Raw genomic sequence first — 24141 nt, 5'->3', positions numbered from 1 at the left:
ATTATTAAGGCGGAATTTTATACAGAGGAAACGATTTTGTGTCAATGAGGGACAATTGCGCAGGGTGACAAAAGGCGGTGCCAGAATAACACCGCCAGATTGCGGACTTACAGCAGGTTCTCTTTATCAATCCCGAGGCGCTTCATGCGCGACAGCAGGGTCGTGCGTTTTAAGCCTAAACGCTGGGCAGCCCCTTTCGGGCCGGCAACCACGCCGTTCGTCTCTTTCAGCACGCGCATAATGAGCTGATATTCATCTTCTCCCTCTTTTGCGATCTCGGCTGCGGTCACGGTCGTTTCAGGCAGAGAAACCTCCGGCAGGGAGAGTTGCAGCACATTGCCACGCGTGAGCAGCACCGCACGCTCAATGACGTTTTCCAGTTCGCGGACGTTACCCGGCCACTCCATCGACGAGAGGGTGCGTAGCGTTTCGGCAGGAATACTGTCAATATTTCGCCCCATTCGGCGGGCGATCTTCGCGGTAAAGGCTTTTACCAGCAGGGGGATATCTTCCGGACGTTCGCGCAGCGGGGGCAGGCAGATCGGGAAGACGTTCAGGCAATAGTAGAGATCGCTTCTGAATTCGCGGTCGGCGACCATTTTTTTCAGGTCGCGGTTGGTGGCGGCAATCAGCCGCACGTCAGTCTGGATAAGCTTGTTGCTGCCAAGGCGCTCAAACTCCTGCTCCTGCAAGACGCGCAGCAGTTTAGGCTGCAACTCCAGCGGCATATCGCCCACTTCGTCGAGGAACAGCGAGCTTTTATCGGCCAGTTCAAAACGCCCCAGGCGCTGGCTGCTGGCCCCGGTAAATGCGCCGCGCTCGTGGCCGAAGAGGTCACTTTCCAGCAGGCCCGCAGGCATCGCCGCGCAGTTCATCTTCACCATCCGGCGGCTGTTGCGATTGCTCAGGTTGTGGATGGCTCTGGCAATCAGCTCTTTACCCGTGCCGGTTTCACCCAAAATCAGCACCGTGCTGTCGCTCTGCGCCACCATTTCCACCTGCTTGAGGACGCTGTACATCGCATCGCTGCGCCCGATGATTTCGCCAAACTCGCTGTCCACATTATTAAGCTGCTCGGTCAGGGCCAGGTTCTCGTCCACCAGCCGCTCTTTCAGGCGATGGATCTCCTGATAGGCGAGGGCGTTATCCAGCGCGATGGAGATACGCTCGGCAATCTGACGCAGCAGCTTCAGGTTGGCGGTGGTAAACACGGCTTCATCACACTGCGCCAGTTTCAGCACGCCAAGCATGGTGTTGCCGGACATCAGCGGTAGCAGGCACAGGGTCTGGATCTTATTGCCCCAGGTGTTAAACAGCATTCGCTCATACGGCGCCACCGGATCCTGTTCGCTCAGGTTAAGCAGGAGGATCTCTTTGCTTTTGAATACCCGTTCAGAAAGGGTGCCCGCTTCATCCACTTCACTTTGCTCATGCGCCGGGTTGGCTTCATCGAGATAGTGCGTGGAATAGATATTCAGCTTGCCCTTGCGATGCCCCCGCAGCGCAATACTGATAGCGTCGATTTTGAAATAGTGGTGGATCTCTTTTGAGACTTCGCTGACCAGCTCATCCATATCGAGACGTGACAGCACGGCGTTAGTGATTGCCACCAGGATGCGGAAGTTATCGCGCTCGCGGCTCAGCAGGTCGTAATCCACGTTATTGGTGACGCGACTTTGGATCTGCTCTGCCACCACGGCCACAATCTGGGTAAAGGTGTGCAGACGCTCGTACTCCGCTTCGCTCCAGGGCCGGTCGGTCGTGCGGATGAACTCGCAGCCGCCAAAGATATGGCCCTCCGCCGCCAGCGGCAGCATGCTGTAGTGGCCAAAAGGCTGATAGAGGTTGCTCCCGGCAAGCCGCGGCCACGCCATCCTGAACTCCTCAAAATTGCAGTGCAGGGCTTCCGGACGGGAGAGAATGCGGCGCACCGGACCATGCGCCAGATACGTTTCATCTTCGTATTCAAACGTTTTGCCATTATCACGCGTTGAGTAGTAGCTCGCGCGTTGCGTTCCGCTATGCCAGAGCACAATTGCGGCGCTGTCTGCCAGGGCTGATTGCCTGACCAGTCGCGTCAAAGCATCGCTTAGCGCGCTGAGATCGGGCTGCTGTAAAAGTGTGCGCGTGATATCAAACAGGCCCTGCTGTCCAAGATCGCTCATCGGTGTATACGGCATTATTGCTTTCCAATTGAAACTGGCAGAAAAGAGACATTCAGTGCTGACCGCTTATGGCGCGGTTCTAGCAAATTCGGGGTAACGGTTCAGCGTGCGGCAGATCCAGTGTGCGCTTCACGCCGTAAAGCCCGGTCAGGCGCACCCCTTTGCGCTCAACCACTTCCCCAATGATGGCGGCATCTTTCCCTAATGGATGCGACCGCAGCCCGGCCAGGACAGATTCCGCCGCTGCGCGTTCAACGCCGATCACCAGCTTGCCTTCGTTCGCAAAGTTGAGGGGATCAAGCCCTAGCATCTCGCACAGCCCGCGTACGGCGGGTTTGACAGGCAGACCACGCTCGGTCAGTTCAATCCCGCACCCGCAGCTTACGGCGAACTCGTGGACGACGGCATTCACGCCGCCACGGGTGGCGTCGCGCAGGGCTTTCACACCAGGAATGGCGCGCAGCGTCTGAATAAGCGGGGTAAGCACTGCACAGTCGCTACGCAGTTCGCCGTCCAGCCCTAACCCTTCACGCAGATTAAGAATCGTCGCGCCATGGCATCCCAGGGTGCCGCTCACCAGCAGAACGTCGCCCACGCTAAGTTGCTGTGCGCCCCAGTGGATTTCGGCGGGGATCGCGCCCATCCCGGCGGTGTTGATAAACAGTTTGTCGGCGGCGCCGCGCTGAACCACTTTGGTATCGCCGGTGACGACAGCGATCCCCGCCTCGCGCGCCGTCTGTGCCATGCTGTTGACCACCGCCGTGAGCGTCTCCATCGGCAGCCCCTCTTCAAGGATAAACCCGCAGGAGAGGTAGCGCGGAATGGCGCCGCTGACGGCAACGTCGTTGGCCGTGCCGCAGATGGCGAGCTTGCCGATATCACCGCCCGGGAAAAACAGCGGGTCAATGACGTAGCTGTCGGTGGAGAACGCCAGCCTGTCGCCCTGGGCAGTGAGTGTCGAGAGCGCGATGCGCGCCTGGTCTTCCTGCTCGGCGAGCCAGGGGTTGTTAAAAGCCTCCATAAACAGCCGGTTAATCAACTGCTGCATCGCCTGCCCACCGCTTCCGTGCGCCATTTCCACCGTGTTCATGCTTCACACTCCTGGTTGCGATATTGATACCACGCGGCGCATGCCCCTTCGGAGGAGACCATCAGCGCGCCAAACGCGGTTTGCGGGTTACAGGTGTTGCCAAATAACGGGCATTGATGAGGTTTACACTTACCGGTGAGCACGTCGCCACAGCGAGAACGGGGATCGTCGCACACCCGCTGCGGCTGCGGGCGGAAATGTGTTTCTGCATCAAACGCGCGATAGGCTGGCGTGAGGCGCACGCCGGATTCGGCAATCAGCCCCAGACCGCGCCACTCGCTGTCGCCTTCAACGCTAAACACGTCGGCAATGGCCTGCTGGGCCCGTTCATTTCCCGCATCGGGCACCACGCGGCGGTACTGGTTTTCGACCGCACTCAGGGCCGCTATTTTCTGCTCAACCAGCATGGTCACACCTTGCAGTAGATCAAGTGGCTCGAAACCAGCGACCACTAACGGACGATTGTACTGTTCAGAGATGAAACCGTAGGCGTCTGTGCCAATCACCATGCTGACGTGTCCCGGCGCCAGAAAGGCGTCGATACCGTTATCCGGCTCCTCCAGCAGGCTGCGCAGCGTGGGAATGAGCGTGATGTGCTGACAGAAAAAGAAAAAATTAGTGACGTTGCGGGCTTTGGCCTGCTGCAGCGTAATGGCCGTCGCGGGCATAGTGGTTTCAAAACCCAGCCCAAAAAAGACGACGTTGCGCTCAGGGTTATCCCTCGCCAGCGTCAGGGCATCCATTGGCGAGTAGACGATCCGCACGTCCGCACCGAGCGCTTTCGCCTGCAGCAGCGAGCCATTTTTCCCCGGCACGCGCATCGCATCGCCAAAGGTACAGAAAATGACGTCAGGCTGGCTGGCAATTTCAATACAGCTGTCGATGCGGCCCATTGGCAACACGCAGACCGGGCAGCCGGGGCCGTGGATAAACTCGATGTTATCTGGCAGTAGCTGGTCGAGGCCAAATTTGAAGATGGCGTGCGTGTGTCCGCCGCACACCTCCATGATCCGCAGCGGCCTTTCTTTCGTGTTGTTCAGCAGCGCCGCCCGTGTTTTCAGGTGCCCGATAAGCTGCAGTACCTGTTCTGGCGCGCGGTATTCATCAACGTAACGCATGTGCTACCGCTCCTCGCCGTACAGCAGGGCGCCCACGTCAGGCTCCACGTCAAACATGTTTTGCAGCGCATCCAGCGTGTCGCGGGCTTCCGCTTCGTTAATCACGCTCATTGCAAAGCCCACATGGACCAGCACCCACTGGCCGAGACGTGACGCGCCGGTTTCATCGGTACAGCCCACCAGCGTCAGATCCACATCGCGCAATATACCGCAGACCTCCACCCTGGCCTGGTTACCGTCGATTGCCTGAATTTGTCCGGGTACGCCTATGCACATCGTTCGCTCTCCAGCCAGTTTAGCCATGCGTCCATGCCGTCGCCGCGCGTGGCGGAGACCAGCACGATCGCAATCTCCGGATTCACTTCGCGGGCATACGCCAGACATTTCTCCACGTCGAAATTCAGGTACGGCAGCAGGTCGACTTTGTTCAGCAACATCAGGGAGGCGGCGGCAAACATATGCGGGTACTTCAGCGGCTTGTCTTCCCCTTCGGTGACGGAGAGCACCGCGACTTTGTGGCGCTCGCCGAGGTCAAAGCTCGCCGGGCACACGAGGTTACCGACGTTTTCAATAAACAGGATGCCGCTCTCTTCAAGCGGCAAACGCGGTGCGGCATCGGCAACCATCTGCGCATCCAGATGGCAGCCTTTGCCCGTGTTGACCTGAATCGCCGGGGTGCCGGTTTCACGAATGCGCGCGGCATCGTTTACGGTCTGTTGATCGCCCTCGATCACCGCGCAAGAGACGCGTTTGTTCAGGCGCTTGAGTGTTTCTGTTAACAGCGTGGTTTTGCCTGAACCCGGGCTGGAGACCAGGTTCAGCACCAGCTGTTTGCGGGCGGCAAAGCGCGCGCGATTGCGGGCCGCGAGCTGGTTATTTTTGTCCAGCACGTTGATCTCGACGTCCAGCATCTGCCGCTGGCTCATGCCCGGCGCATGAGTGCCCGCTTCGCCGTGGCCGTAGTGCAGGTCGCCCGCGTCAGAGCGTTGCGGCGCAAAGGTAATGCCGGTCAGAACTGCCGCAGGACGCGGGGCAGGGGAAAAGGGCGCGGAGCGAAACGCGGAGTGGGGGCGGTGTTCGTCCCCTTCTATATACAGGTTGCCTTCGGCGCAACCGCAGGTACTACACATACATTACTCCTTCTCGATTTCGAGGCGTTGGATCTGTATACCGTCATCCGCCACGATCCGCAGCCCGGTACGCTGGCACTGCGGACAGCGCTGAACCTTTGAGGAGAGCAGCGTGACGTACTGCTGACACTGCTCGCACCAGCACTCCGCCCGCTGCTCGTCGATATGCAGCTCGCAGCCTTCCGCCAGCGTGCCGCGGCATACCAGCTCAAAACAGAAGGTCAGGGCGCTGGTCTCGACGCAGGAAAATGCCCCGATCTTCAGCCAGACGCCGGTGACGCGTTTCGCGTGGTTTTGCACTGCCTGCTGTTCGATAAGTTCAAGCGCTCGCTGGCAGAGGGTGATTTCGTGCATGACGCCTCCTCAATGAATTGCCCCGGTAATGCAATAACAGTGCCAGCCTGGATTTTGTCAGGGCGTGACGATGTCAATGCTGTCGAAATGACACGTCGACACCGCCGCGTTGACAGCAGTTTTGAAATTAAAGACCAATAAAATCAGTTAATTAAAAACTGGCACGGAATCTGCTTAACAGCCGCTATCTCCATTAACCGGATACCTTTTATGACTATTTGGGAAATCAGCGAAAAAGCGGATTACATCGCGCAGCGCCACCAGCAGCTACAGGAGCAGTGGCACCTCTACTGCAACTCTCTGGTTCAGGGGATCACCCTGTCAAAAGCGCGTCTGCATCATGCGATGAGTTGTGCGGCGCAAGGCGATATGCGCTTTGTCCTCTTCGGCCACTTCACGGTCTTTGTCACCCTGGCAGACAGCTTTAACAGCCACACCATTGAGTACTACGTCGAGAACAAAGAGGGTGAAAAACAGTGTATTGCGCAAGCGCAACTGATGGCTGACGGCATGGTCGATGGCTACGTCAGCAACCGCGATCGCCAGCAGGTGCTTGAACACTATCTGGAGAAAATCGCGCCGGTTTACAACGGGCTTTATCACGCGGTTGAACACGACTTACCGGTCGACCTGAAACAGCTGATCGCCGGAAACCCTTCCGCAAACGTTGCCTGAGAACCGAGTGTCGAAAAGTGTCGAGAAGACAGCTTTTCGTCGTCAAAAATGACCATCACCTGAGGATTGCCCGGTGAACCGTTTTGTAATTGCTGACTCGACGGTCTGTATTGGCTGTCGAACCTGTGAGGCGGCGTGTTCGGAAACCCACCGCCTGCACGGGCTGCAGTCCATGCCGCGCCTTCGCGTCATGCGTAATGAAAAAGAGTCTGCTCCGCAGCTCTGCCACCACTGTGAAGATGCCCCCTGCGCGGGTGTTTGTCCGGTGAATGCCATCACCCGCGTTGATGGCGCGGTCCAGCTGAACGAAAGCCTGTGCGTCAGCTGCAAGCTGTGCGGCATTGCCTGCCCGTTCGGCGCCATTGAATTTTCCGGCAGCCGTCCGCTGCACATTCCGGCCAATGCCAACTCCCCGAAAGCGCCGCCCGCGCCACCGGCTCCGGCACGCGTAAGTACGCTACTGGACTGGGTTCCCGGCATCCGCGCCGTGGCGGTGAAGTGTGACCTGTGCAGCTTTGATGAACAGGGACCGGCCTGCGTGCGGACCTGTCCGACCAAGGCGCTCATTCTGGTTAACATCCGCGATATCGCCCGTACCAGCAAACGCAAGCGCGAGCTGACCATTAATACCGACGTCGGCGATCTTTCGCTTCTGCAGGCGCTTAACGAGGGGGCGAAATGAACGCGATAGACATGATTAACAGCGCCGTAGTGTACTTTGCGGCCGCCGCCGTGCTGGCGCTGCTCTTCTCTTTCCATAAAATCCTGAGCGGCTGGATAGCCGGTATCGGCGGGGCGCTCGGCAGCCTGATGACGCTCGCGGCAGGCGGTGTCGTTTTGCTGGGGGGGCAATCCACAGAGGCCGTGATGCCGCTGATTCGTCACAGCGTTGAGATTACGCCGCTGAATGCCATCTGGCTGGTGACGTTCGGTCTGTGCGGGCTGTTTGTCAGCCTGTTCAATATCGACTGGCACCGCCACCAGCACACCAGAGCTAATGGTCTGCTGGTAAACCTGCTCATGGCGACGGCGGTCTGCACCGTTATCGCCAGCAATCTTGGCGCGCTGGTGGTGATGGCCGAAATTATGGCCCTGTGCGGCGTGTTCCTGACGGGCTGTAGCGCCTCCGGCAAGCTATGGTTTGCCCTCGGTCGCCTCGGCACGCTGCTGCTGGCGCTGGCCAGCTGGCTGGTGTGGCAACGCTTTGGCACGCTGGATTTCTCTGCGCTCAACGGCCATCCGCTGGGGAATGACGTCTGGCTGCTGGGCGTTGTGGGCTTTGGCCTGCTCGCCGGGATCATCCCGCTGCACGGCTGGGTGCCGCAGGCGCATGCCAATGCCTCCGCGCCCGCCGCCGCGCTGTTCTCTGTGGTGGTGATGAAAGTGGGTTTGTTCGGGATTTTGGTACTCACGCTGACCAGCGGGCAACCACCGCTGTGGTGGGGTGTCGTGCTGCTGCTGGCCGGGATGATCACCGCGTTCGTGGGTGGCCTGTACGCGCTGATGGAGCACAACATCCAGCGTTTGCTGGCGTACCACACGCTCGAAAATATCGGCATTATCCTGCTCGGTCTTGGCGCGGGCGTCACCGGTCTGGCGCTGAATCAGCCCGCCTTGATTGCCGCCGGGTTTATCGGTGGTCTGTATCACCTCGTCAACCACAGCCTGTTTAAAAGCACCCTGTTCCTCGGCGCGGGCAGCGTCTGGTTCCGCACCGGTCATCGGGATATCGAAAAGCTCGGCGGCATTGGCAAAAAGATGCCGGTGATTTCCCTGGCGATGCTGGTGGGGCTGATGGCGATGGCCGCGCTGCCGCCACTGAACGGTTTTGCCGGCGAGTGGGTGATCTACCAGTCTTTCTTCGCGCTCGGTCAGAGCGATGCGTTTATCGGCCGTTTGCTGGGGCCGCTGTTGGCGGTCGGCCTGGCGATTACCGGGGCGCTGGCGGTGATGTGTATGGCGAAAGTCTACGGCGTTACCTTCCTTGGCGCACCGCGCACGCGTGAGGCTGAAAATGTCTGCTGTGCACCGGTATTGATGGCCACCAGCGTGGTTGCGCTGGCGCTGTGCTGCATTGCGGGTGGGGTTGCCGCGCCGTGGCTGCTGCCGCTGCTCGGAAACGCTATTCCGTTGCCGCTTGAGACGGCACAAACCACCGTTTCCCAACCGATGATAGCCCTGCTGCTGATTGCCTCTCCGCTACTGCCGTTCGTGCTGATGCTGTTCTTTAAACGCGATCGACTCGCCTCCCGTGCGCGCGGCGCAGCCTGGGCCTGCGGCTACGAACACGAGCAGTCAATGGTCATCACCGCCCACGGTTTCGCCATGCCGGTAAAAGAGAACTTCGCCGCCGTGCTGAAGCTGCGCCACTGGCTCAACCCGCAGGGTTGGGTTCCGGGCTGGCAGAGTGCTGCCGCGCCCGCATTGTTCCGCCGTCTGGCGCTGATTGAGCTGTCGGTGCTGGTGGTCATTGTGATTTCACGAGGAGCCTGACATGAGTCTGTTACTGGCAATTCTTCAGGCGCTGGTGCTGTTTGCCGTTGCGCCGCTGCTCTCGGGCATCACGCGCGTGGCGCGCGCCCGGATGCACAACCGCCGCGGGCCTGGCGTGCTCCAGGAGTACCGCGATCTCTTCAAGCTGCTCTCTCGCCAGAGCGTGGCGCCCGATGCCGCAGGCTGGGTCTTTCGCCTGACGCCGTTTGTGATGGTTGGCGTGATGCTCACCATCGCCACCGCGCTGCCCGTCGTCACGGTGGGCTCACCGCTGCCTGCGCTCGGCGATCTGATCACGCTTATCTACCTCTTCGCCATCGCCCGTTTCTTCTTTGCGATTGCGGGTCTGGACACCGGGAGTCCGTTTACCGGCCTCGGTGCCAGCCGCGAGGCGATGCTGGGTGTGCTGGTTGAGCCGATCCTGCTGCTGGGGCTGTGGGTCGCCGCGCAGGTCGCAGGCTCCACCCATATCAGCTTTATCACCCATACCGTTTATCACTGGCCGGTAAGCCGCTCCATTCCGCTGGTGCTGGCACTCTGCGCCTGCGCGTTCGCCACGTTTATTGAGATGGGCAAACTGCCGTTCGATCTCGCGGAAGCCGAGCAGGAATTACAGGAGGGGCCACTCACCGAATACAGCGGCTGCGGCTTTGCGGTACTGAAGTGGGGGATCAGCCTCAAGCAGCTGGTGGTGTTGCAGATGTTTGTCGGCGTCTTCTTCCCGTGGGGGCAGATGACGCACTTTTCCGCGGGCGGCCTGGTGCTGGCCGTCGTGGTTGCTGCGATCAAGCTGCTTATCGGCGTGCTGGTGATTGCGCTGTTCGAGAACAGCATGGCGCGTCTGCGTTTTGTGGCGACCTCGCGCATCACCTGGGCCGGTTTTGGCTTTGCATTTTTAGCGTTCGTCTCCTTGCTGGTGGCGTGATTAAAGAGAGTGTTTATGTCTGAAGAAAAGAAAGGTCAGCAGTATCTCGCCGCGTTGCAACAGGCTTTCCCCGGCGTGGTGCTGGAAGAGTCCTGGCAAACCAAAGACCAGATCACCGTCACCATAAAGGTGAACTACCTGCCGGAGGTGGTGGAGTTTCTTTACTACCAGCAGGGCGGCTGGCTGTCGGTGCTGTTCGGTAACGACGAGCGCCAGCTGTGCGGCAATTACGCCGTGTACTACGTGATGTCGATGGAGCAGGGCGAGAAGTGCTGGCTGACCGTGCGCGTCGAAGTCGATCCGAATAAGCCGGAATATCCGTCCGTTACGCCGCGGGTGCCTGCTGCCGTCTGGGGCGAACGCGAAGTGCGCGACATGTACGGCCTGGTGCCGGTCGGCCTGCCGGACGAGCGCCGTCTGGTGCTGCCGGACGACTGGCCGGATGAACTCTATCCGCTGCGTAAAGACAGCATGGACTACCGCCAGCGCCCGGCGCCGACCACCGACAGCGAAACCTACGAGTTCATTAACGAGCTGGGCAGTAAAAAGAACAACGTGCTGCCGATTGGCCCGCTGCACGTCACCTCCGACGAACCGGGCCATTTTCGCCTGTTCGTCGACGGCGAAAACATTATCGACGCCGACTACCGCCTCTTCTACGTCCATCGCGGCATGGAAAAGCTGGCGGAAACCCGCATGGGCTACAACGAAGTGACGTTCCTTTCTGACCGCGTGTGCGGCATCTGCGGCTTTGCCCACAGCACCGCTTACACCACGTCGGTAGAGAACGGCATGGGGATCGTGGTGCCGGAACGTGCGCAGATGATCCGCGCCATTCTGCTGGAGGTGGAACGTCTGCACTCGCACCTGCTAAACCTCGGCCTGGCCTGCCACTTCGTCGGTTTTGACTCCGGGTTTATGCAGTTCTTCCGCGTGCGTGAGGCGTCGATGAAGATGGCGGAGATCCTCACCGGGGCACGTAAAACCTACGGGCTGAACCTGATCGGCGGGATCCGCCGCGACCTGCTGAAAGATGACATGATCCAGACCCGTCAGCTGGCGCAGCAGATGCGCCGGGACGTTCAGGAGCTGGTGGATATGCTGCTCAGCACGCCAAACATCGAGCAGCGCACCGTAGGGATTGGCCGTCTTGATCCGGAAATTGCCCGCGACTTCAGCAACGTCGGCCCGATGGTGCGCGCCAGCGGCCACGCCCGCGACACCCGCGCCGATCACCCGTTCGTCGGCTACGGCCTGCTGCCTATGACCGTGCACAGCGAGCAGGGCTGCGACGTCATCTCACGTCTGAAAGTCCGCATTAACGAGGTGTTCACTGCCCTGAACATGATCGACTTCGGCCTCGATAACCTGCCGGGCGGTCCGCTGATGGTAGAGGGCTTCACCTACATCCCGAACCGCTTCGCGCTCGGCTTTGCAGAAGCGCCGCGCGGGGACGATATCCACTGGAGCATGACTGGCGACAACCAGAAGCTCTACCGCTGGCGCTGCCGTGCGGCGACCTACGCCAACTGGCCAACGCTGCGCTACATGCTGCGCGGCAATACGGTCTCCGATGCGCCGCTGATCATCGGTAGCCTCGACCCGTGCTACTCCTGCACCGACCGCATGACCGTGGTGGACGTGCGCAAGAAGAAAAGTCAGGTGGTGCCGTACAAAGAGCTTGAGCGCTACAGCATCGAGCGTAAGAACTCGCCGCTGAAATAAGGACTCGTCATGTTTACCTTTATCAAAAAAGTGATCAAAACCGGCACGCAGACCAGCCGTTATCCGCTGGAGCCGATGCCGGTCGATAAAAACTTTCGCGGCAAGCCGGAGCACAACCCGCAGCAGTGCATAGGCTGCGCGGCCTGCATCAATGCCTGCCCGTCGAATGCCCTGACGGTGGAAACGGATCTCAAAACCGGCGAACTGGCCTGGCAGTTTAACCTCGGACGCTGCATTTTCTGCGGCCGCTGCGAGGAAGTTTGCCCGACGGTCGCCATTCGCCTGTCGCAGGAGTACGAGCTGGCAGTGTGGAAGAAAGCCGATTTCCTCCAGCAGTCGCGTTTCGCGCTGTGTCACTGCCGCGTCTGCAAGCGTCCGTTCGCCGTGCAAAAAGAGATCGACTACGCCATCGCGCTGCTGCTGCACAACGGTGACGTCCGGGCGGAACATCACCGTGAAAGTTTTGAAACCTGCCCGGAGTGCAAGCGTCAGAAATGCCTGCTGCCGTCCGACCGGATTGATATCACCCGCCATATGAGAGAGGCCAGCTGATGGAACACTTACTCGGCCCGCGCGACGACAATGGCATGCCGGTGCCAATGACGGTGGAGGAATCCATTGCCAGCATGAAGGCGTCGCTGCTGAAAAAAATCAAACGTTCTGCCTACGTCTACCGCGTGGACTGCGGCGGCTGTAACGGCTGCGAGATCGAGATCTTCGCTACGCTGTCGCCGCTGTTTGACGCTGAACGCTTCGGTATCAAAGTGGTGCCGTCTCCGCGCCATGCGGATATTCTGCTGTTTACCGGGGCGGTCACCCGTGCCATGTGTTCGCCCGCGCTGCGTGCCTGGCAGTCTGCGCCAGACCCGAAAATCTGCATCTCCTACGGTGCCTGCGGCAACAGCGGCGGCATCTTCCACGATCTCTACTGCGTCTGGGGCGGCACCGACAAAATCGTACCGGTGGATGTTTACATTCCGGGCTGCCCGCCGACGCCTGCCGCCACGCTGTACGGCTTTGCGATGGCGCTTGGCCTGCTGGAGCAGAAAATCCACGCCCGTGAACCGGGCGAGCTCGACAACCAGCCCGCGATGCTCCTCCATCCGGATATGGTGCAGCCGCTGCGGGTGAAGGTCGACCGCACGGCGCGCAGGCTGGCGGGCTACCGTTATGGTCGTCAGATTGCCGACGATTATCTGCGTTTGCTGAGTCAGGGCGAGCAGCAGGTAGCCCGCTGGCTGGAGGCGGAAAACGATCCGCGTCTGAATGAGATTGTGGCGAACCTGAACAGCATTGTGGACGAGGCGCGTATCCGATGAGTGAAACGGTGGTGTTCAGTCAACTGAGCCGTAAGTTTATTGATGAGAACGATGCCACGCCGGATGCGGCGCAGCAGGTGGTCTATTACAGCCTGGCGATTGGGCATCACCTCGGGGTGATTGACTGTCTGGAGGCCGCGCTGAGCTGCCCCTGGCCTGAGTACCTGGCGTGGATCGCCACGCTGGAGGAGGGCAGCACGGCGCGGCGTAAAATGGAAGGCGTGCCAAAGTACGGTGAGATCGTCATCGATGCCAACCACATTGCGATACTCGCCAACGCCTTTGATGCGGCGCTGAGCAGGCAATCCGCCGAACAGCAGGCGTGGAGCAAAGCGTTGCTCGGCATGCTGCATGATATTCATCAGGAGAGTGCCATCTACCTGATGGTGAGGAGATTACGTGACTGACGTTTTACTGTGTGTCGGCAACAGCATGATGGGCGACGACGGCGCGGGCCCGCTGCTGGCAGAGATGTGCGCCGCGAACCCGCAGGGCAACTGGGTGGTGATTGACGGCGGTAGCGCGCCAGAAAATGACGTGGTCGCCATCCGCGAGCTGCGCCCGGAGAGGCTGCTGATTGTCGATGCTACCGATATGGGGCTCAACCCCGGTGAGATCCGACTCATTGACCCGGACGACATTGCCGGGATGTTTATGATGACGACCCACAATATGCCGCTGAATTACCTCGTGGATCAGATCAAGGACGACGTGGGCGAGGTGCTGTTCCTGGGGATTCAGCCGGACATTGTTGGGTTTTATTACCCGATGACGCCGCCGGTAAAAGAGGCGGTGGAAGTGGTTTATTCACGGCTTGAAGGGTGGGTTGGAGACGGGGGGGTTTCTCCGCTCTGAGCAGTGCCGGGTGGCGGCTTCGCCTTACCCGGCCTACCAAACCCGTTCCCTCTCCCTGTGGGAGAGGGAACGGGTTTAGGGATGACAATCAAAAAAAGACGCATTAGGGGCCCTTTTTTATGCTACTGCTCTTTCATTCCAGGTATCTTTAAACATTATGTTCCCATCACAATATTTCCATTCGATAGACTCATAACGGATTTCAACTTCCTCCATATGTTTGCTTGCAACGCCCAGAGGAAATAAAACAGGAGAGATTCTTGTTATTTTTACATTTTCAAGGGTTATGTTGAAATATTCTACCTCTATTCCTGCTTCATTAATTTTATACATTTTTATTACAGCTTCTTTAAATGTTCTGCCAGTACATACCCCTCTGAATAAATATGGGGTGATGCGATCAATTTCTTTTTCAAATGTGATAGGAACATGAAGGCGCGTTCCAGTTAGCTTCCCTGTATTATGATCTGTCGGGATCCATACAGAATGATTGAACGATTTAAGCTCAGTTGAACCCAATCGTGTCGGCATTAAACATTCGCCAATTAAAGGTGAATTATTTTCATCGGTAAGCCAAATATGTGCTGGTATAGACATTTCATTTTTTTCCTTTATAGAAAAACACTAATGAAAAAATAGCCGCCACTATCAAAAAGATAAATATAAACGCAACTTTATCATTTTTGACAAGCGCTGAAACAGAAATGGAAATTATCATAATTATAAAAATCAACCCACAGCCCATTATATGATTAATACAATCATCTTTAATACTAACAAAGAAGCGCTTAATGCAACGCCATAGAAATTCGCTTAATAAATCAAACATTATCACATCATTCTTTTTAATGCTCTGGTGATTTCTTCATCAGAGGCTGAGTTAATATTCAAATACCCTGATTTCATGATTATCGGTTCTATCAAGAAATACATCATCTCTAATCCTTCTGCATATAAAGCATTATAAAATAGTGGGCAGAAATTTTTTAGGTTATCTGCACTTTCAGCAGCATGTTGAACAAGGCCATAAAGATTTAATCCTCCTATAACAACTCCGACTCGACTACCAGTTTTTTTCATTAATGCATTTTGAACTGCTAAATTCATGTTGTTCCCGTAGCATATATAGGCTGCTACTGCATAAATTAAACCATTTCTTGAAATGTATTTTATGGAGTAGTTTGTGGTAAATGGTGTTAATTTTTCAAGGATTGTTTTCTTTTCTACTTCACTCTTATTTTTTAGAAGTGTTTCTATATATACTTTGATCATTCGGAATATAACGTCCCGATGTTTTATTAGTTCATACAGAGAAAATAAAAATCTTTTATCCTCAGAGGAAAGTTTATTACATACATCTTGATAATTGTCTGTAAGACAAGAGGTATAATAAAGTAATCGTGTTATACCATCTTCAAGACCATTCAAATAATCGACTACACCCTCTTTAACTCCAGCTAGCGCTTTATCTAATCGCACAGCTAGCTCTTTATCAGTTCCATTTTTTTTAATAATTGTTTCGCTATAATACATAACTAGCTCCTTCTATATAATGATTCGATCATCGAACAATCATCTATAAAATAAAAGTGATCTTGTTCTCAATTTAAGCAAAGAATAAAATAAAAGGTCACCTATCTATTACTCTAACAGATAGGTGATCTTCAACAATAAATGTGGTCAATGTAATACTTGATTATTAGTGGATCATAATTTCTTTCAGTTTATTTTCCCATTTCAAAAGCGCTTCCAGCTTTTCCTCGTTGTAATCATAAAATAATTATGGTCTGGATATCGTGAAATCATCTGTTCTATCAAGTCCATAGATGTTTCACAAAGAATGAAGTGATACCATGTTTTTGTTTTTGATGGTGGCACAGGAATAATACAATATCAGGCTTATCCATCAGCGGTGACTTGTCGCACTTAACGCCAAATGCAAAGAGAGTATGTATAAAGGCTTTCGAACTTCTCAAGTGCGCTACTGACAGACATTGCCGGGTATTCACCTGGTGTCTGAAATTTTGCTATTTCTCTACAAAATGGCGATAGACGAATGTCTTACGTCCAGACGGATAGACGCGTACCCCGACCCGTCCAGTGCTGCGTTAGCCGCTTGCATGATAAGCTATGTAAGCGGCGGCTTTAGGGGAAAGAGAGAGCCGGGGTGAGGGCAACAGGCTACTCGAGATCGCCCCCGTTACTCGCAATCACCTTCTTATACCACCAGAACGATTTCTTGCGCTTCCGGTCCAGCGTGCCGTTCCCCGCATCGTCGCGGTCAACGTACACGAACCCGTAGCGTTTGCTCATTTCGCCGGTAGACGCTGAAACCAGGTCAATACAGCCCCAGGTGGTGTAGCCCATCAGCGGCACGCCGTCCTCAATCGCATCGCCCATCGCGCGGATATGCTCGCGCAGATAGCTGATGCGGTAGTCGTCGTTAATCTCGCCGTTTTCATCAATGACATCTTTCGCACCCAGGCCGTTTTCCACCAGGAACAGCGGCTTTTGGTAGCGGTCGTACATCATGTTCATGGTGATGCGCAGGCCAAGCGGGTCAATGCCCCAGCCCCATTCGCTCACCTGAATGTGCGGGTTACGCAGGGACTTCACGATGTTTGCCGCGCTGGTGTTGCCCGCGTTCATATCCGCCGACGCGCAGCGCGAGGCGTAATAGCTGAACGAGACAAAATCGACGGTGTTTTTCAGCAGCTCGTCGTCGCCGGGGTCTTTGACAATGACCACGCCTTTCTCACGGAACACGCGAGCGGAGTAGGCCGGATAGCGGCCGCGTGCCTGCACGTCGATAAAGAACAGGTTCTCGCGGTCTTTCTCCAGCGCCATCCACACGTCTTCCGGTTTGCAGGAGTACGGATAGAAGTTACCGCCCGCCAGCATGCAGCCCACCTGATTTTCCGGGTTCACCTCGTGAGCGATTTTGGTTGCCAGCGCGCTCGCCACCAGCTCGTGGTGCGCGGCCTGATATTTTACCTGATCTTCGTTTTCACCTTCCTCAAACACCAGCCCGGCACCGGAGAACGGGCTGTGCAGCATGATGTTGATTTCGTTGAAAGTCAGCCAGTATTTTACCAGCCCGTTAAACGCCTCAAAGCAGGTGCGGGCGTAGCGGGCGAAGAAGTCGACCATCTTGCGGTTGCGCCAGGAACCGTATTCCGTCACCAGGTGCATCGGCACGTCGAAGTGGCAGAGCGTCACCAGCGGCTCGATGTTGTACTTTTTGCACTCCTCAAATACCGCGCGGTAAAAGGCTATGCCCTCTTTGTTCGGCAGCGGTTCGTCACCGTTCGGGTAGAGGCGGCTCCAGGCAATCGAGGTGCGGAATACCGTAAAGCCCATCTCCACCATCAGGGCGATGTCTTCTTTATAGCGATGGTAAAAATCAATCGCCTCGTGGCTCGGGTAAAACTCGTCGTCACGCAGCGAAAAACGCTTTTCCTTGCCGAGCTTCACCGCCAGACGATTGGCACCGTGGGGGATCATATCGACCGTCGTCAGTCCTTTGCCGCCTTCACGGTAAGCACCTTCACTCTGGTTAGCGGCAAGCGCGCCGCCCCATAAAAATCCTTGTGGAAAAACAGACATTCTTACCTCGCTTTCAATTTATGCTTTTGCTGCGTTGTTCTGTACCGGCGCGGTCTGCAGAGCGCGCGCTTTTTCGGCCTCGTCTTCGACCGGGATATCCTCAAACCCTAACAGCAGGGTCAGAACAAACGACAGCACGACTGCCAGCGCCATCACGCCGAATACCCAGACGATGGTCATCGGGTTGGCCGGATCGAAGAATTGCACGCTGGTAAACAGCCGCGGCGCCGCCATGGAGTGGCTGGCAAGACCCGCGATGCCGGCCACCGCGCCGCAGATAAAGCCGCTGATCAGGCTCGCAATCAGCGGACGCTTGAGACGTACCGCCACACCGTACAGTGCCGGTTCAGAGATCCCCGCCATGATGGCAGAAGCCGCCGCAGCCAGCGCCGTCTGGCGCAGTTCCGGGTTTTTGGTTTTCCATGCCACCGCTAAAGACGAACCGCCGAGCGACAGGTTGGCGCCGATTTCTGACGGCATGACCATCCCTTCTTTACCCGTTTCGGCAATGGTCTGAATGATGGTTGGCGTAAAGACGCGGTGCATCCCCGTCATGACCAGCAGCGGCCAGAGTGCGCCCATGATGGCGACGGAGAGCCAGCCCAGATAGCCGTGAATGGTGTAAACCAGTGCGGAGATAGCGCTCCCGATCCAGATCCCGAGCGGCCCAATCAGCACGATGGCGAGCGGGGCGGCAATCAGGACGATCAGCATCGGCTTGAGGAAGTTTTTCGTCACCGCCGGGGTAATGCGATCGACCCAGCGTTCGATGTAAGACAGGCACCAGGTCATCACCAGCGCGGGGATAACGGTGTAGGTGTATTTCACCGCCGTCACCGGGATAAAGGCGAACTCAACATGCTCGCCCTGCGCGGCTTTCGCCATCAGCTCGATAAAGCTCGGGTGCACCAGCACGCCCGCAATGGCGATCGCCAGCGACATATTGGTTTTGAATTTCACTGCCGCCGAGGCGGCCACCATCAGCGGCAGGAAGAAGAATGCCCCGTCGCCAATCACCGTCAGAATGGTAAGCGTTGGCGCGCCCTTTGGCAGCACGCCGGTCATCTCAAGGATCATCGCCAGCAGCTTGACCATCGAACCGCCGATGATCGCGGGGATCAGCGGCGACATGGTGCCGATCAGCGCGTCGAGGATCCCGGCGCCAATGCGGCGTAACGTCAGCTTCTGCGAGCCTTCCGGCACCGCGGGCTGCAGGTCAACGGGCAGCAGGCTTACCACTTCGCGGTAGGCCTGAGAAACCGTGTTGCCAATGATCACCTGGCACTGGTTGTCGTTACGCACTACGCCAAGCACGCCGCTGATGCTTTTCAGGCGCGCGGCGTCGGTGAGGGTTTCGTCTTTCAGAACGAAACGCAGTCGCGTCATGCAGTGGGTGACGGCGACGATGTTCTCTTTGCCGCCCAGCGCGCTGATAACGTCGTTCGCCAGCGCAGCGTAATTTTTGGCCATCGGATGTGATCCTGTTATCGTTGTGTGAAATATAGGAAACCGGTTCCACATAATCATCATGAGTTTCTTTGAGTGAAACAAGATCGCTTTTTGGTCATTTTTTCAATTCGTGATGATGATCACTGGTCGGTAGCGAAAGCGTGATTTCGCCGCTGCGACAATTTTTCTGCAGTGCAGTACACTGCGCTTCATCAGATTCAGATGGAATAACAACATGACCACGATGCTTGAAGTGGCGAAGCGGGCAGGCGTTTCGAAAGCGACGGTATCCCGCGTGCTGTCGGGAAATGGCTATGTCAGCCAGGAGACCAAAGACCGGGTTTTTCAGGCCATTGAAGAGAGCGGTTATCGCCCGAATTTACTGGCGCGAAACCTGGCGACCAAACGTACCCAGACCCTGGGGCTGGTGGTGACGAACACCCTTTATCACGGCGTCTACTTTAGCGAACTGCTGTTTCATGCCGCACGAATGACGGAAGAGAAAGGGCGGCAGTTGATCCTCGCGGACGGCAAGCACAGCGCCGATGAAGAGCGCGAGGCGATCCAGTATCTGCTCGATATGCGCTGCGACGCGGTGATCATCTACCCGCGCTTTTTGAACGTGGATGAACTGGATGCGATCGTCGAGAAGTGTGAGCAGCCGATTATGGTGCTCAACCGCCGCCTGCGGAAAAACAGCAGCCACAGCGTCTGGTCCGATCATAAAGCTTCCTGTCAGGACGCGGTGTCGCAGCTGATTGCAAAAGGGCACCGGGAGATTGCGTTTATCACCGGTTCGCTGGATTCCCCGACCGGCGTTGAGCGACTGTCCGGTTACAAAGATGCGCTGACGCAGCACGGTATTGCCCTGCGCGACGAGCTTATCGCCGAAGGGAAGTGGAACCCGGCCAGCGGCGCGGCGGCGGTATCCGAACTGCTCGCACGCGGCGAACGCTTTACGGCGCTGGTGGCGAGCAATGACGACATGGCGATTGGCGCCATTAAACAGCTGCACGAGAGCGGCGTTGCCACGCCGGACGCGGTGTCAGTCATCGGCTTCGACGACGTGGCGATAGCGCCGTACATTGTGCCTTCGCTCTCCAGCGTGCGTATTCCGGTCACGGAGATGATCCAGGAAACCATCAGTCGTCTGATTTTCATGCTCGACGGCGGTGAATTCAAATATCAGCAAACGTTCTCCGGCGAGCTTATCCTGCGCGACTCCGTGACTGACGGCCCCCACTGCTGATGTCGACAGCTGTCATCGTCATAAGTGACGATGACAGCGCGACTGTGATTTTTAAAGTCGTTTAAAATCAATTGTTTAATAATTGGCACGGTTTATGAATAGCTCCGCGCATAACTGTAATGCTGGAGAAGCAGATGAACCGTTTTATTATGGCCGATGCCAGTAAGTGCATTGGTTGCCGTACCTGTGAAGTGGCGTGCGTGGTTTCCCATCAGGCGGAGCAGGATTGCGCATCACTTACCCCCGACACGTTTTTGCCACGCATCCACGTCATTAAAGGCGTGAATATTTCCACCGCCGCTATTTGTCGCCAGTGCGAAGACGCACCGTGCGCGAACGTCTGCCCGAACGGGGCGATTAAACGCGAGAAGGGCTTTGTGCATGTGATGCAGGAGCGCTGCATTGGCTGTAAAACCTGCGTGGTCGCCTGCCCGTATGGCGCGATGGAAGTGGTTGTCCGTCCGGTAGTACGCAACAGCGGTATGGGCCTGAGCGTGCGGGCGGAGAAAGCCGAGGCCAACAAATGCGACCTTTGCTACCACCGCGAAGCTGGCCCGGCCTGTATGGAAGCCTGCCCGACACACGCGCTGGTCTGCGTGGATCGCGACAAGCTCGAGCAGATGAGCGCAGAAAAACGCCGTCGCGCAGCGTTTGACACCTCGTCATCGCTGCTGTTTTAAGTCGCAATGCGCGTTAACGGCGTACAGCTTCGGGTGCGTGGCAAAGTGCAGGGCGTGGGGTTTCGTCCCTTTGTCTGGCAGCTGGCGCACCAGATGATGCTGACGGGCGACGTCTGTAACGACGGAGAGGGTGTCCTGGTGCGTCTCGCGGGTAATGGGGGGGACTTTACCGCGAGGCTGCGCCAGGACTGCCCACCGCTGGCGCGGATTGACGACGTAGACACGCAGCCCTTTAGCTGGTCCGCTCTGCCGACGGATTTTACCATCCGCCAGAGCGAGAGCGAGAGCGGAGCGATGGACACGCAAATCGTGCCGGATGCCGCCACCTGTCCGGCGTGCCTGGCGGAGATGCGCGATCCCCGCGAGCGCCGTTATCGTTACCCGTTTATCAACTGTACCCATTGCGGCCCGCGCTTCACCATCATCCGCGCCATGCCCTACGATCGCCTGGCCACGTCAATGGCCGACTTCCCGCTGTGCGCACCGTGTGAAGCCGAGTATCGCAACCCGGCCGATCGGCGTTTTCACGCTCAGCCGGTGGCCTGCCCGGACTGCGGGCCAGCGCTGATGTGGCGAGCCGGGGACAGCGTTGCCACGCGCGAACCGGCATTACGCGCCGCAGTGGAGAAGCTAAAAAGCGGCGGTATTGTCGCCATCAAGGGGCTGGGAGGCTTTCACCTTGCCTGCGACGCGCTTAACCCGCAGGCGGTGGCGACGCTACGGGCACGCAAACAGCGCCCGACGAAGCCGCTGGCGGTGATGATCCCCGATGCGGATGACCTGCCGGAGGCGATGCAGACCCTGCTACGCTCTCCTGCTGCGCCCATTGTGTTGACGCCCAAAGCCTCGCTTCCCGCGCTGCCTGAGGCCATTGCGCCGGGGCTAGATTGTGTCGGCGTGATGCTGCCTGCGAATCCGATTCAGCATTTACTGATGATGGACAGCCAGCGTCCGCTGGTGATGACCTCCGGCAACCTCAGCGGTCGCCCGCCTGCGATGACGAATCAGGAAGCGCTGGATGCGCTCCGCGACATGGCTGACGGCTTCCTGCTGCACAACCGCGATATTCTGCAACGGATGGATGATTCGGTGGTGGATCGGGATGGCGCGATGCTGCGTCGCGCGCGCGGTTTTGTGCCGGATGCCATCACGTTACCCGCCGGGTTTGACGATATCCCTGCCATATTGTCTACCGGGGCAGAGATGAAAAATACCTTCTGCCTGGTGCGCGGAAGTCAGGCTGTGTTGAGCCCGCATTATGGCGATCTCAGTGACGAGGGGGTCGACGCACAGTGGCGTTCGGCGCTGGCAATGATGCAACAGGTTTATACCTTTAAGCCCGCGCGTGTCGTGTGCGATGCCCATCCGGCGTATCACGCCCGTCAGTGGGCGCTGGAGCAGGCGCTGCCCGTTGAAAGCGTGCTGCATCATCATGCCCATGCGGCGGCGTGTCTGGCTGAAAATGGCTGGCCGCTCGGCGGTGGGGACGTTATCGCCCTGACGCTGGACGGGATCGGCATGGGCGAGAACGGCGCGCTGTGGGGCGGAGAGTGCCTGCGGGTGAACTATGTCGACTGCGAACATTTGGGTGGCCTGCCTGCCGTTGCGCTGCCGGGGGGCGATCTGGCAGCGAAACAGCCGTGGCGCAATTTGCTCGCCCACTGCCTGGCCTTTGTGCCTGACTGGCAGCAGTTCCCGGAAACGCGGGCAGTGCAGGGCCAGAACTGGCCGCTACTGGCGACGGCGATCCAGCGTGGCATCAACGCGCCGCGGGCCTCGTCCTGTGGACGCCTGTTTGATGCGGTTGCCTGTGCGCTGGGCATCGATACGCAGCGCTACGAAGGCGAAGCGGCCTGCAGGCTGGAGGCGCTGGCGGCACGGTGCAACGGTGTGAAACACCCGGTTACGCTGTCGGTGGACGACCTTGCACTTTTCTGGCAACAGTGGCTTGCCTGGCAGGCGGAGCCCTGCGAGCGCGCGTGGGCGTTTCACGATGCGCTGGCCAGAGGGCTGTCGGAGCATGCCGCATCCCATGCCCGACGCTTATCGCTTTCAACAATCTGCCTCAGTGGCGGTGTGTTACATAACCGCCTGCTGCGCGCGCGCCTGCGGCATTATCTTTCTGACTTTACGCTTCTTTTTCCTTCGCGCCTGCCTGCAGGTGACGGAGCGATCTCCTTCGGGCAGGCGGTGGTCGCCGCTGCCCGGTCATGTTCACAAAGGATTTAAAATGTTACGACTGTTACGCAATGAACCTCGCGCCGCGCTTCTGCTGCTGGCACTGGTAATGGCAAACCTGCTGGCCTGGGGCTGGGCATGGCACACCTTCAGCGGCAGTACGGCGCTGATGGCGGCAAGCCTGCTGGCCTGGTGTTACGGGCTGCGTCATGCGGTGGATGCCGACCACATTGCTGCCATTGATACCGTGACGCGTAAGATGATGCAGCAGGGCAAACGCCCGTCCGGCGTGGGGGCGTGGTTCTCGCTGGGGCACTCCACCATCGTGGTGCTGGCTTCCATCGCTATCGCCGCCACCGCCACGGCGTTTCAGAAAAATATGGCATGGTTCCACGAGACCGGGAGCCTGATTGGCACCGCCGTTTCCGCCACCTTCCTGCTGGCGATGGCGCTGGTGAATATGGTGATTTTGCGCGGCGTATGGTGCAGTTTCCAGGCGCTGAAAAAGGGGCATGCGGCCCGCAGCGACGTGGAGCTTCCCGCCCAGGGTGGGGTGATGAGCTGGCTGTTTGGCAAAACCTTCCGCCTCGTCAATAAAAGCTGGCAGATGTACCTGGTGGGCTTCCTGTTTGGTCTCGGGTTTGATACCGCCACTGAAATTGGCGTGCTGGGGATTTCTGCCGCCAGCGCCTCCAGAGGGATGTCGGTGTGGTCAATCATGATCTTCCCGGCGCTCTTCGCCAGCGGTATGGCGCTGGTGGATACCCTCGACAATTTGCTGATGGTCGGTGCCTACGGCTGGGCGTTTAACAAACCGCAGCGCAAGCTCTACTACAACATGACCATTACCGGTACCTCCGTGGTGGTGGCGCTGTTCATTGGTGGGCTGGAAGCGCTGGGTCTGCTGATGGATAAATTTGCCCTTAGCGGCGGCGTCTGGGATGCGGTGGGCGCGGTGAACGATAACCTCGGCAACGCCGGATTTGTGGTGGTCGGGCTGTTTGTCGCCTGCTGGCTGATCTCCATGGCCAACTACCGCTGGCGTGGCTACGATGCGCTGGTGGTGCGCTCCTGAATTTTTGCCTCAACTCTCTTTTTGTTGTTTTGTAGGCCGGGTAAGCGCAGCGCCA

General features: G+C 57.6%; 23 protein-coding genes. 13 read left to right on the top strand and 10 right to left on the bottom strand.

The window, feature by feature from the left end; genetic code table 11:
* Positions 1-107: 107 nt before the first annotated feature.
* The 6 genes from flhA to hypA form a co-directional block, all read right to left on the bottom strand.
* Positions 108-2180, bottom strand: coding sequence for a formate hydrogenlyase transcriptional activator FlhA (gene flhA, locus AAER43_RS18040; protein WP_057057624.1), 2073 nt, complete (start codon positions 2178-2180; stop codon positions 108-110).
* A gap of 64 nt (positions 2181-2244) precedes the next feature.
* Positions 2245-3255, bottom strand: a complete 1011-nt coding sequence (gene hypE / locus AAER43_RS18035; RefSeq protein ID WP_050862104.1) for a hydrogenase expression/formation protein HypE — start codon at positions 3253-3255, stop codon at positions 2245-2247.
* The gene (hypD, locus tag AAER43_RS18030) at positions 3252-4373 is read right to left on the bottom strand and encodes a hydrogenase formation protein HypD (RefSeq protein ID WP_057057623.1); all 1122 of its coding nucleotides are present in this window, start codon (positions 4371-4373) and stop codon (positions 3252-3254) included. Before hypD ends, hypE begins: the two co-directional genes overlap by 4 nt.
* A 3-nt stretch (positions 4374-4376) precedes the next feature.
* The gene (locus AAER43_RS18025; protein WP_032635693.1) at positions 4377-4649 is read right to left on the bottom strand and encodes a HypC/HybG/HupF family hydrogenase formation chaperone; all 273 of its coding nucleotides are present in this window, start codon (positions 4647-4649) and stop codon (positions 4377-4379) included.
* Positions 4640-5503 (bottom strand): hydrogenase nickel incorporation protein HypB, encoded by an 864-nt coding sequence (hypB, locus tag AAER43_RS18020; RefSeq protein ID WP_050862100.1) that lies wholly within the window; start codon positions 5501-5503, stop codon positions 4640-4642. Before hypB ends, AAER43_RS18025 begins: the two co-directional genes overlap by 10 nt.
* A gap of 3 nt (positions 5504-5506) precedes the next feature.
* Positions 5507-5857, bottom strand: coding sequence for a hydrogenase maturation nickel metallochaperone HypA (gene hypA, locus AAER43_RS18015; RefSeq protein ID WP_050862098.1), 351 nt, complete (start codon positions 5855-5857; stop codon positions 5507-5509).
* Between the two features lie 210 nt (positions 5858-6067).
* Here hypA and hycA point away from each other — a divergent pair, with 210 nt between their 5' ends.
* The 9 genes from hycA (at position 6068) to hycI (ending at position 13849) form a co-directional block, all read left to right on the top strand.
* Positions 6068-6532, top strand: a complete 465-nt coding sequence (gene hycA, locus AAER43_RS18010; protein WP_014885007.1) for a formate hydrogenlyase regulator HycA — start codon at positions 6068-6070, stop codon at positions 6530-6532.
* A gap of 73 nt (positions 6533-6605) precedes the next feature.
* Positions 6606-7214, top strand: a complete 609-nt coding sequence (locus tag AAER43_RS18005; RefSeq protein WP_023331169.1) for a 4Fe-4S dicluster domain-containing protein — start codon at positions 6606-6608, stop codon at positions 7212-7214.
* Complete coding sequence (hycC, locus tag AAER43_RS18000) at positions 7211-9025, top strand: formate hydrogenlyase subunit 3 (RefSeq protein ID WP_050862097.1); 1815 nt, start codon at positions 7211-7213, stop codon at positions 9023-9025. Before AAER43_RS18005 ends, hycC begins: the two co-directional genes overlap by 4 nt.
* A 1-nt stretch (position 9026) precedes the next feature.
* Entirely contained in the window at positions 9027-9950 is a 924-nt protein-coding gene (locus AAER43_RS17995) for a respiratory chain complex I subunit 1 family protein (RefSeq protein WP_050862096.1), read from the top strand.
* A 15-nt stretch (positions 9951-9965) separates the two neighbouring features.
* Entirely contained in the window at positions 9966-11675 is a 1710-nt protein-coding gene (gene hycE, locus AAER43_RS17990; protein ID WP_057057622.1) for a formate hydrogenlyase subunit HycE, read from the top strand.
* Between the two features lie 9 nt (positions 11676-11684).
* Complete coding sequence (locus tag AAER43_RS17985) at positions 11685-12227, top strand: formate hydrogenlyase complex iron-sulfur subunit (protein WP_050862094.1); 543 nt, start codon at positions 11685-11687, stop codon at positions 12225-12227.
* Complete coding sequence (locus AAER43_RS17980) at positions 12227-12994, top strand: NADH-quinone oxidoreductase subunit B family protein (RefSeq protein WP_057057621.1); 768 nt, start codon at positions 12227-12229, stop codon at positions 12992-12994. The genes AAER43_RS17985 and AAER43_RS17980 overlap by 1 nt, the downstream gene beginning before the upstream one ends.
* Positions 12991-13401: a formate hydrogenlyase maturation HycH family protein gene (locus AAER43_RS17975; RefSeq protein WP_050862093.1), complete on the top strand. Its 411-nt coding sequence runs from the start codon at positions 12991-12993 to the stop codon at positions 13399-13401. Before AAER43_RS17980 ends, AAER43_RS17975 begins: the two co-directional genes overlap by 4 nt.
* Complete coding sequence (gene hycI, locus AAER43_RS17970) at positions 13394-13849, top strand: hydrogenase maturation peptidase HycI (RefSeq protein WP_050862092.1); 456 nt, start codon at positions 13394-13396, stop codon at positions 13847-13849. Before AAER43_RS17975 ends, hycI begins: the two co-directional genes overlap by 8 nt.
* A 117-nt stretch (positions 13850-13966) precedes the next feature.
* Here hycI and AAER43_RS17965 read toward each other — a convergent pair whose 3' ends face one another.
* From AAER43_RS17965 to ascF, 4 genes are all read right to left on the bottom strand, one after another.
* Complete coding sequence (locus AAER43_RS17965; protein ID WP_032635705.1) at positions 13967-14446, bottom strand: type VI secretion system tube protein Hcp; 480 nt, start codon at positions 14444-14446, stop codon at positions 13967-13969.
* Positions 14447-14680: 234 nt separating this feature from the next.
* Positions 14681-15382 carry a hypothetical protein gene (locus AAER43_RS17960; protein ID WP_050862090.1) on the bottom strand — a complete coding sequence of 234 codons (702 nt, stop codon included), beginning with the start codon at positions 15380-15382 and terminating at the stop codon, positions 14681-14683.
* Between the two features lie 648 nt (positions 15383-16030).
* Positions 16031-17455: a 6-phospho-beta-glucosidase gene (locus AAER43_RS17955; RefSeq protein WP_050862089.1), complete on the bottom strand. Its 1425-nt coding sequence runs from the start codon at positions 17453-17455 to the stop codon at positions 16031-16033.
* An 18-nt stretch (positions 17456-17473) separates the two neighbouring features.
* Positions 17474-18925, bottom strand: coding sequence for a PTS cellobiose/arbutin/salicin transporter subunit IIBC (gene ascF, locus AAER43_RS17950; RefSeq protein WP_057057848.1), 1452 nt, complete (start codon positions 18923-18925; stop codon positions 17474-17476).
* Between the two features lie 214 nt (positions 18926-19139).
* On the opposite strand from ascF, the gene AAER43_RS17945 reads away from it, so the two are divergent.
* The 4 genes from AAER43_RS17945 (at position 19140) to AAER43_RS17930 (ending at position 24086) form a co-directional block, all read left to right on the top strand.
* Positions 19140-20153 carry a LacI family DNA-binding transcriptional regulator gene (locus AAER43_RS17945; RefSeq protein ID WP_023337691.1) on the top strand — a complete coding sequence of 338 codons (1014 nt, stop codon included), beginning with the start codon at positions 19140-19142 and terminating at the stop codon, positions 20151-20153.
* A gap of 134 nt (positions 20154-20287) precedes the next feature.
* Positions 20288-20833 carry an electron transport protein HydN gene (hydN, locus tag AAER43_RS17940; RefSeq protein WP_008499565.1) on the top strand — a complete coding sequence of 182 codons (546 nt, stop codon included), beginning with the start codon at positions 20288-20290 and terminating at the stop codon, positions 20831-20833.
* 6 nt (positions 20834-20839) lie between these two features.
* Positions 20840-23062, top strand: coding sequence for a carbamoyltransferase HypF (gene hypF, locus AAER43_RS17935; RefSeq protein WP_050862087.1), 2223 nt, complete (start codon positions 20840-20842; stop codon positions 23060-23062).
* Between the two features lies 1 nt (position 23063).
* Positions 23064-24086: a HoxN/HupN/NixA family nickel/cobalt transporter gene (locus AAER43_RS17930; RefSeq protein WP_050862086.1), complete on the top strand. Its 1023-nt coding sequence runs from the start codon at positions 23064-23066 to the stop codon at positions 24084-24086.
* The last annotated feature ends 55 nt before the right edge of the window (positions 24087-24141 follow it).

The organism is Enterobacter sp. FUJ80071 (assembly GCF_038739915.1).
Taxonomy (GTDB): domain Bacteria; phylum Pseudomonadota; class Gammaproteobacteria; order Enterobacterales; family Enterobacteriaceae; genus Enterobacter; species Enterobacter kobei.
This window is presented reverse-complemented; position numbering and strand designations above follow the sequence as displayed.

Coding starts and splice junctions, on each gene's coding strand:
- hypB (WP_050862100.1), bottom strand. CDS start 5,503: ATGTGTAGTACCTGCGGTTGCGCCGAAGGCAACCTGTATATAGAAGGG.
- hycC (WP_050862097.1), top strand. CDS start 7,211: ATGAACGCGATAGACATGATTAACAGCGCCGTAGTGTACTTTGCGGCC.
- AAER43_RS18025 (WP_032635693.1), bottom strand. CDS start 4,649: ATGTGCATAGGCGTACCCGGACAAATTCAGGCAATCGACGGTAACCAG.
- AAER43_RS17945 (WP_023337691.1), top strand. CDS start 19,140: ATGACCACGATGCTTGAAGTGGCGAAGCGGGCAGGCGTTTCGAAAGCG.
- flhA (WP_057057624.1), bottom strand. CDS start 2,180: ATGCCGTATACACCGATGAGCGATCTTGGACAGCAGGGCCTGTTTGAT.
- AAER43_RS17965 (WP_032635705.1), bottom strand. CDS start 14,446: ATGTCTATACCAGCACATATTTGGCTTACCGATGAAAATAATTCACCT.
- hypE (WP_050862104.1), bottom strand. CDS start 3,255: ATGAACACGGTGGAAATGGCGCACGGAAGCGGTGGGCAGGCGATGCAG.
- hydN (WP_008499565.1), top strand. CDS start 20,288: ATGAACCGTTTTATTATGGCCGATGCCAGTAAGTGCATTGGTTGCCGT.
- AAER43_RS17980 (WP_057057621.1), top strand. CDS start 12,227: ATGGAACACTTACTCGGCCCGCGCGACGACAATGGCATGCCGGTGCCA.
- AAER43_RS17995 (WP_050862096.1), top strand. CDS start 9,027: ATGAGTCTGTTACTGGCAATTCTTCAGGCGCTGGTGCTGTTTGCCGTT.
- AAER43_RS17960 (WP_050862090.1), bottom strand. CDS start 15,382: ATGTATTATAGCGAAACAATTATTAAAAAAAATGGAACTGATAAAGAG.
- hycE (WP_057057622.1), top strand. CDS start 9,966: ATGTCTGAAGAAAAGAAAGGTCAGCAGTATCTCGCCGCGTTGCAACAG.
- hycA (WP_014885007.1), top strand. CDS start 6,068: ATGACTATTTGGGAAATCAGCGAAAAAGCGGATTACATCGCGCAGCGC.
- AAER43_RS17930 (WP_050862086.1), top strand. CDS start 23,064: ATGTTACGACTGTTACGCAATGAACCTCGCGCCGCGCTTCTGCTGCTG.
- hypA (WP_050862098.1), bottom strand. CDS start 5,857: ATGCACGAAATCACCCTCTGCCAGCGAGCGCTTGAACTTATCGAACAG.
- AAER43_RS17955 (WP_050862089.1), bottom strand. CDS start 17,455: ATGTCTGTTTTTCCACAAGGATTTTTATGGGGCGGCGCGCTTGCCGCT.
- hypF (WP_050862087.1), top strand. CDS start 20,840: ATGCGCGTTAACGGCGTACAGCTTCGGGTGCGTGGCAAAGTGCAGGGC.
- AAER43_RS17975 (WP_050862093.1), top strand. CDS start 12,991: ATGAGTGAAACGGTGGTGTTCAGTCAACTGAGCCGTAAGTTTATTGAT.
- hypD (WP_057057623.1), bottom strand. CDS start 4,373: ATGCGTTACGTTGATGAATACCGCGCGCCAGAACAGGTACTGCAGCTT.
- AAER43_RS17985 (WP_050862094.1), top strand. CDS start 11,685: ATGTTTACCTTTATCAAAAAAGTGATCAAAACCGGCACGCAGACCAGC.
- ascF (WP_057057848.1), bottom strand. CDS start 18,925: ATGGCCAAAAATTACGCTGCGCTGGCGAACGACGTTATCAGCGCGCTG.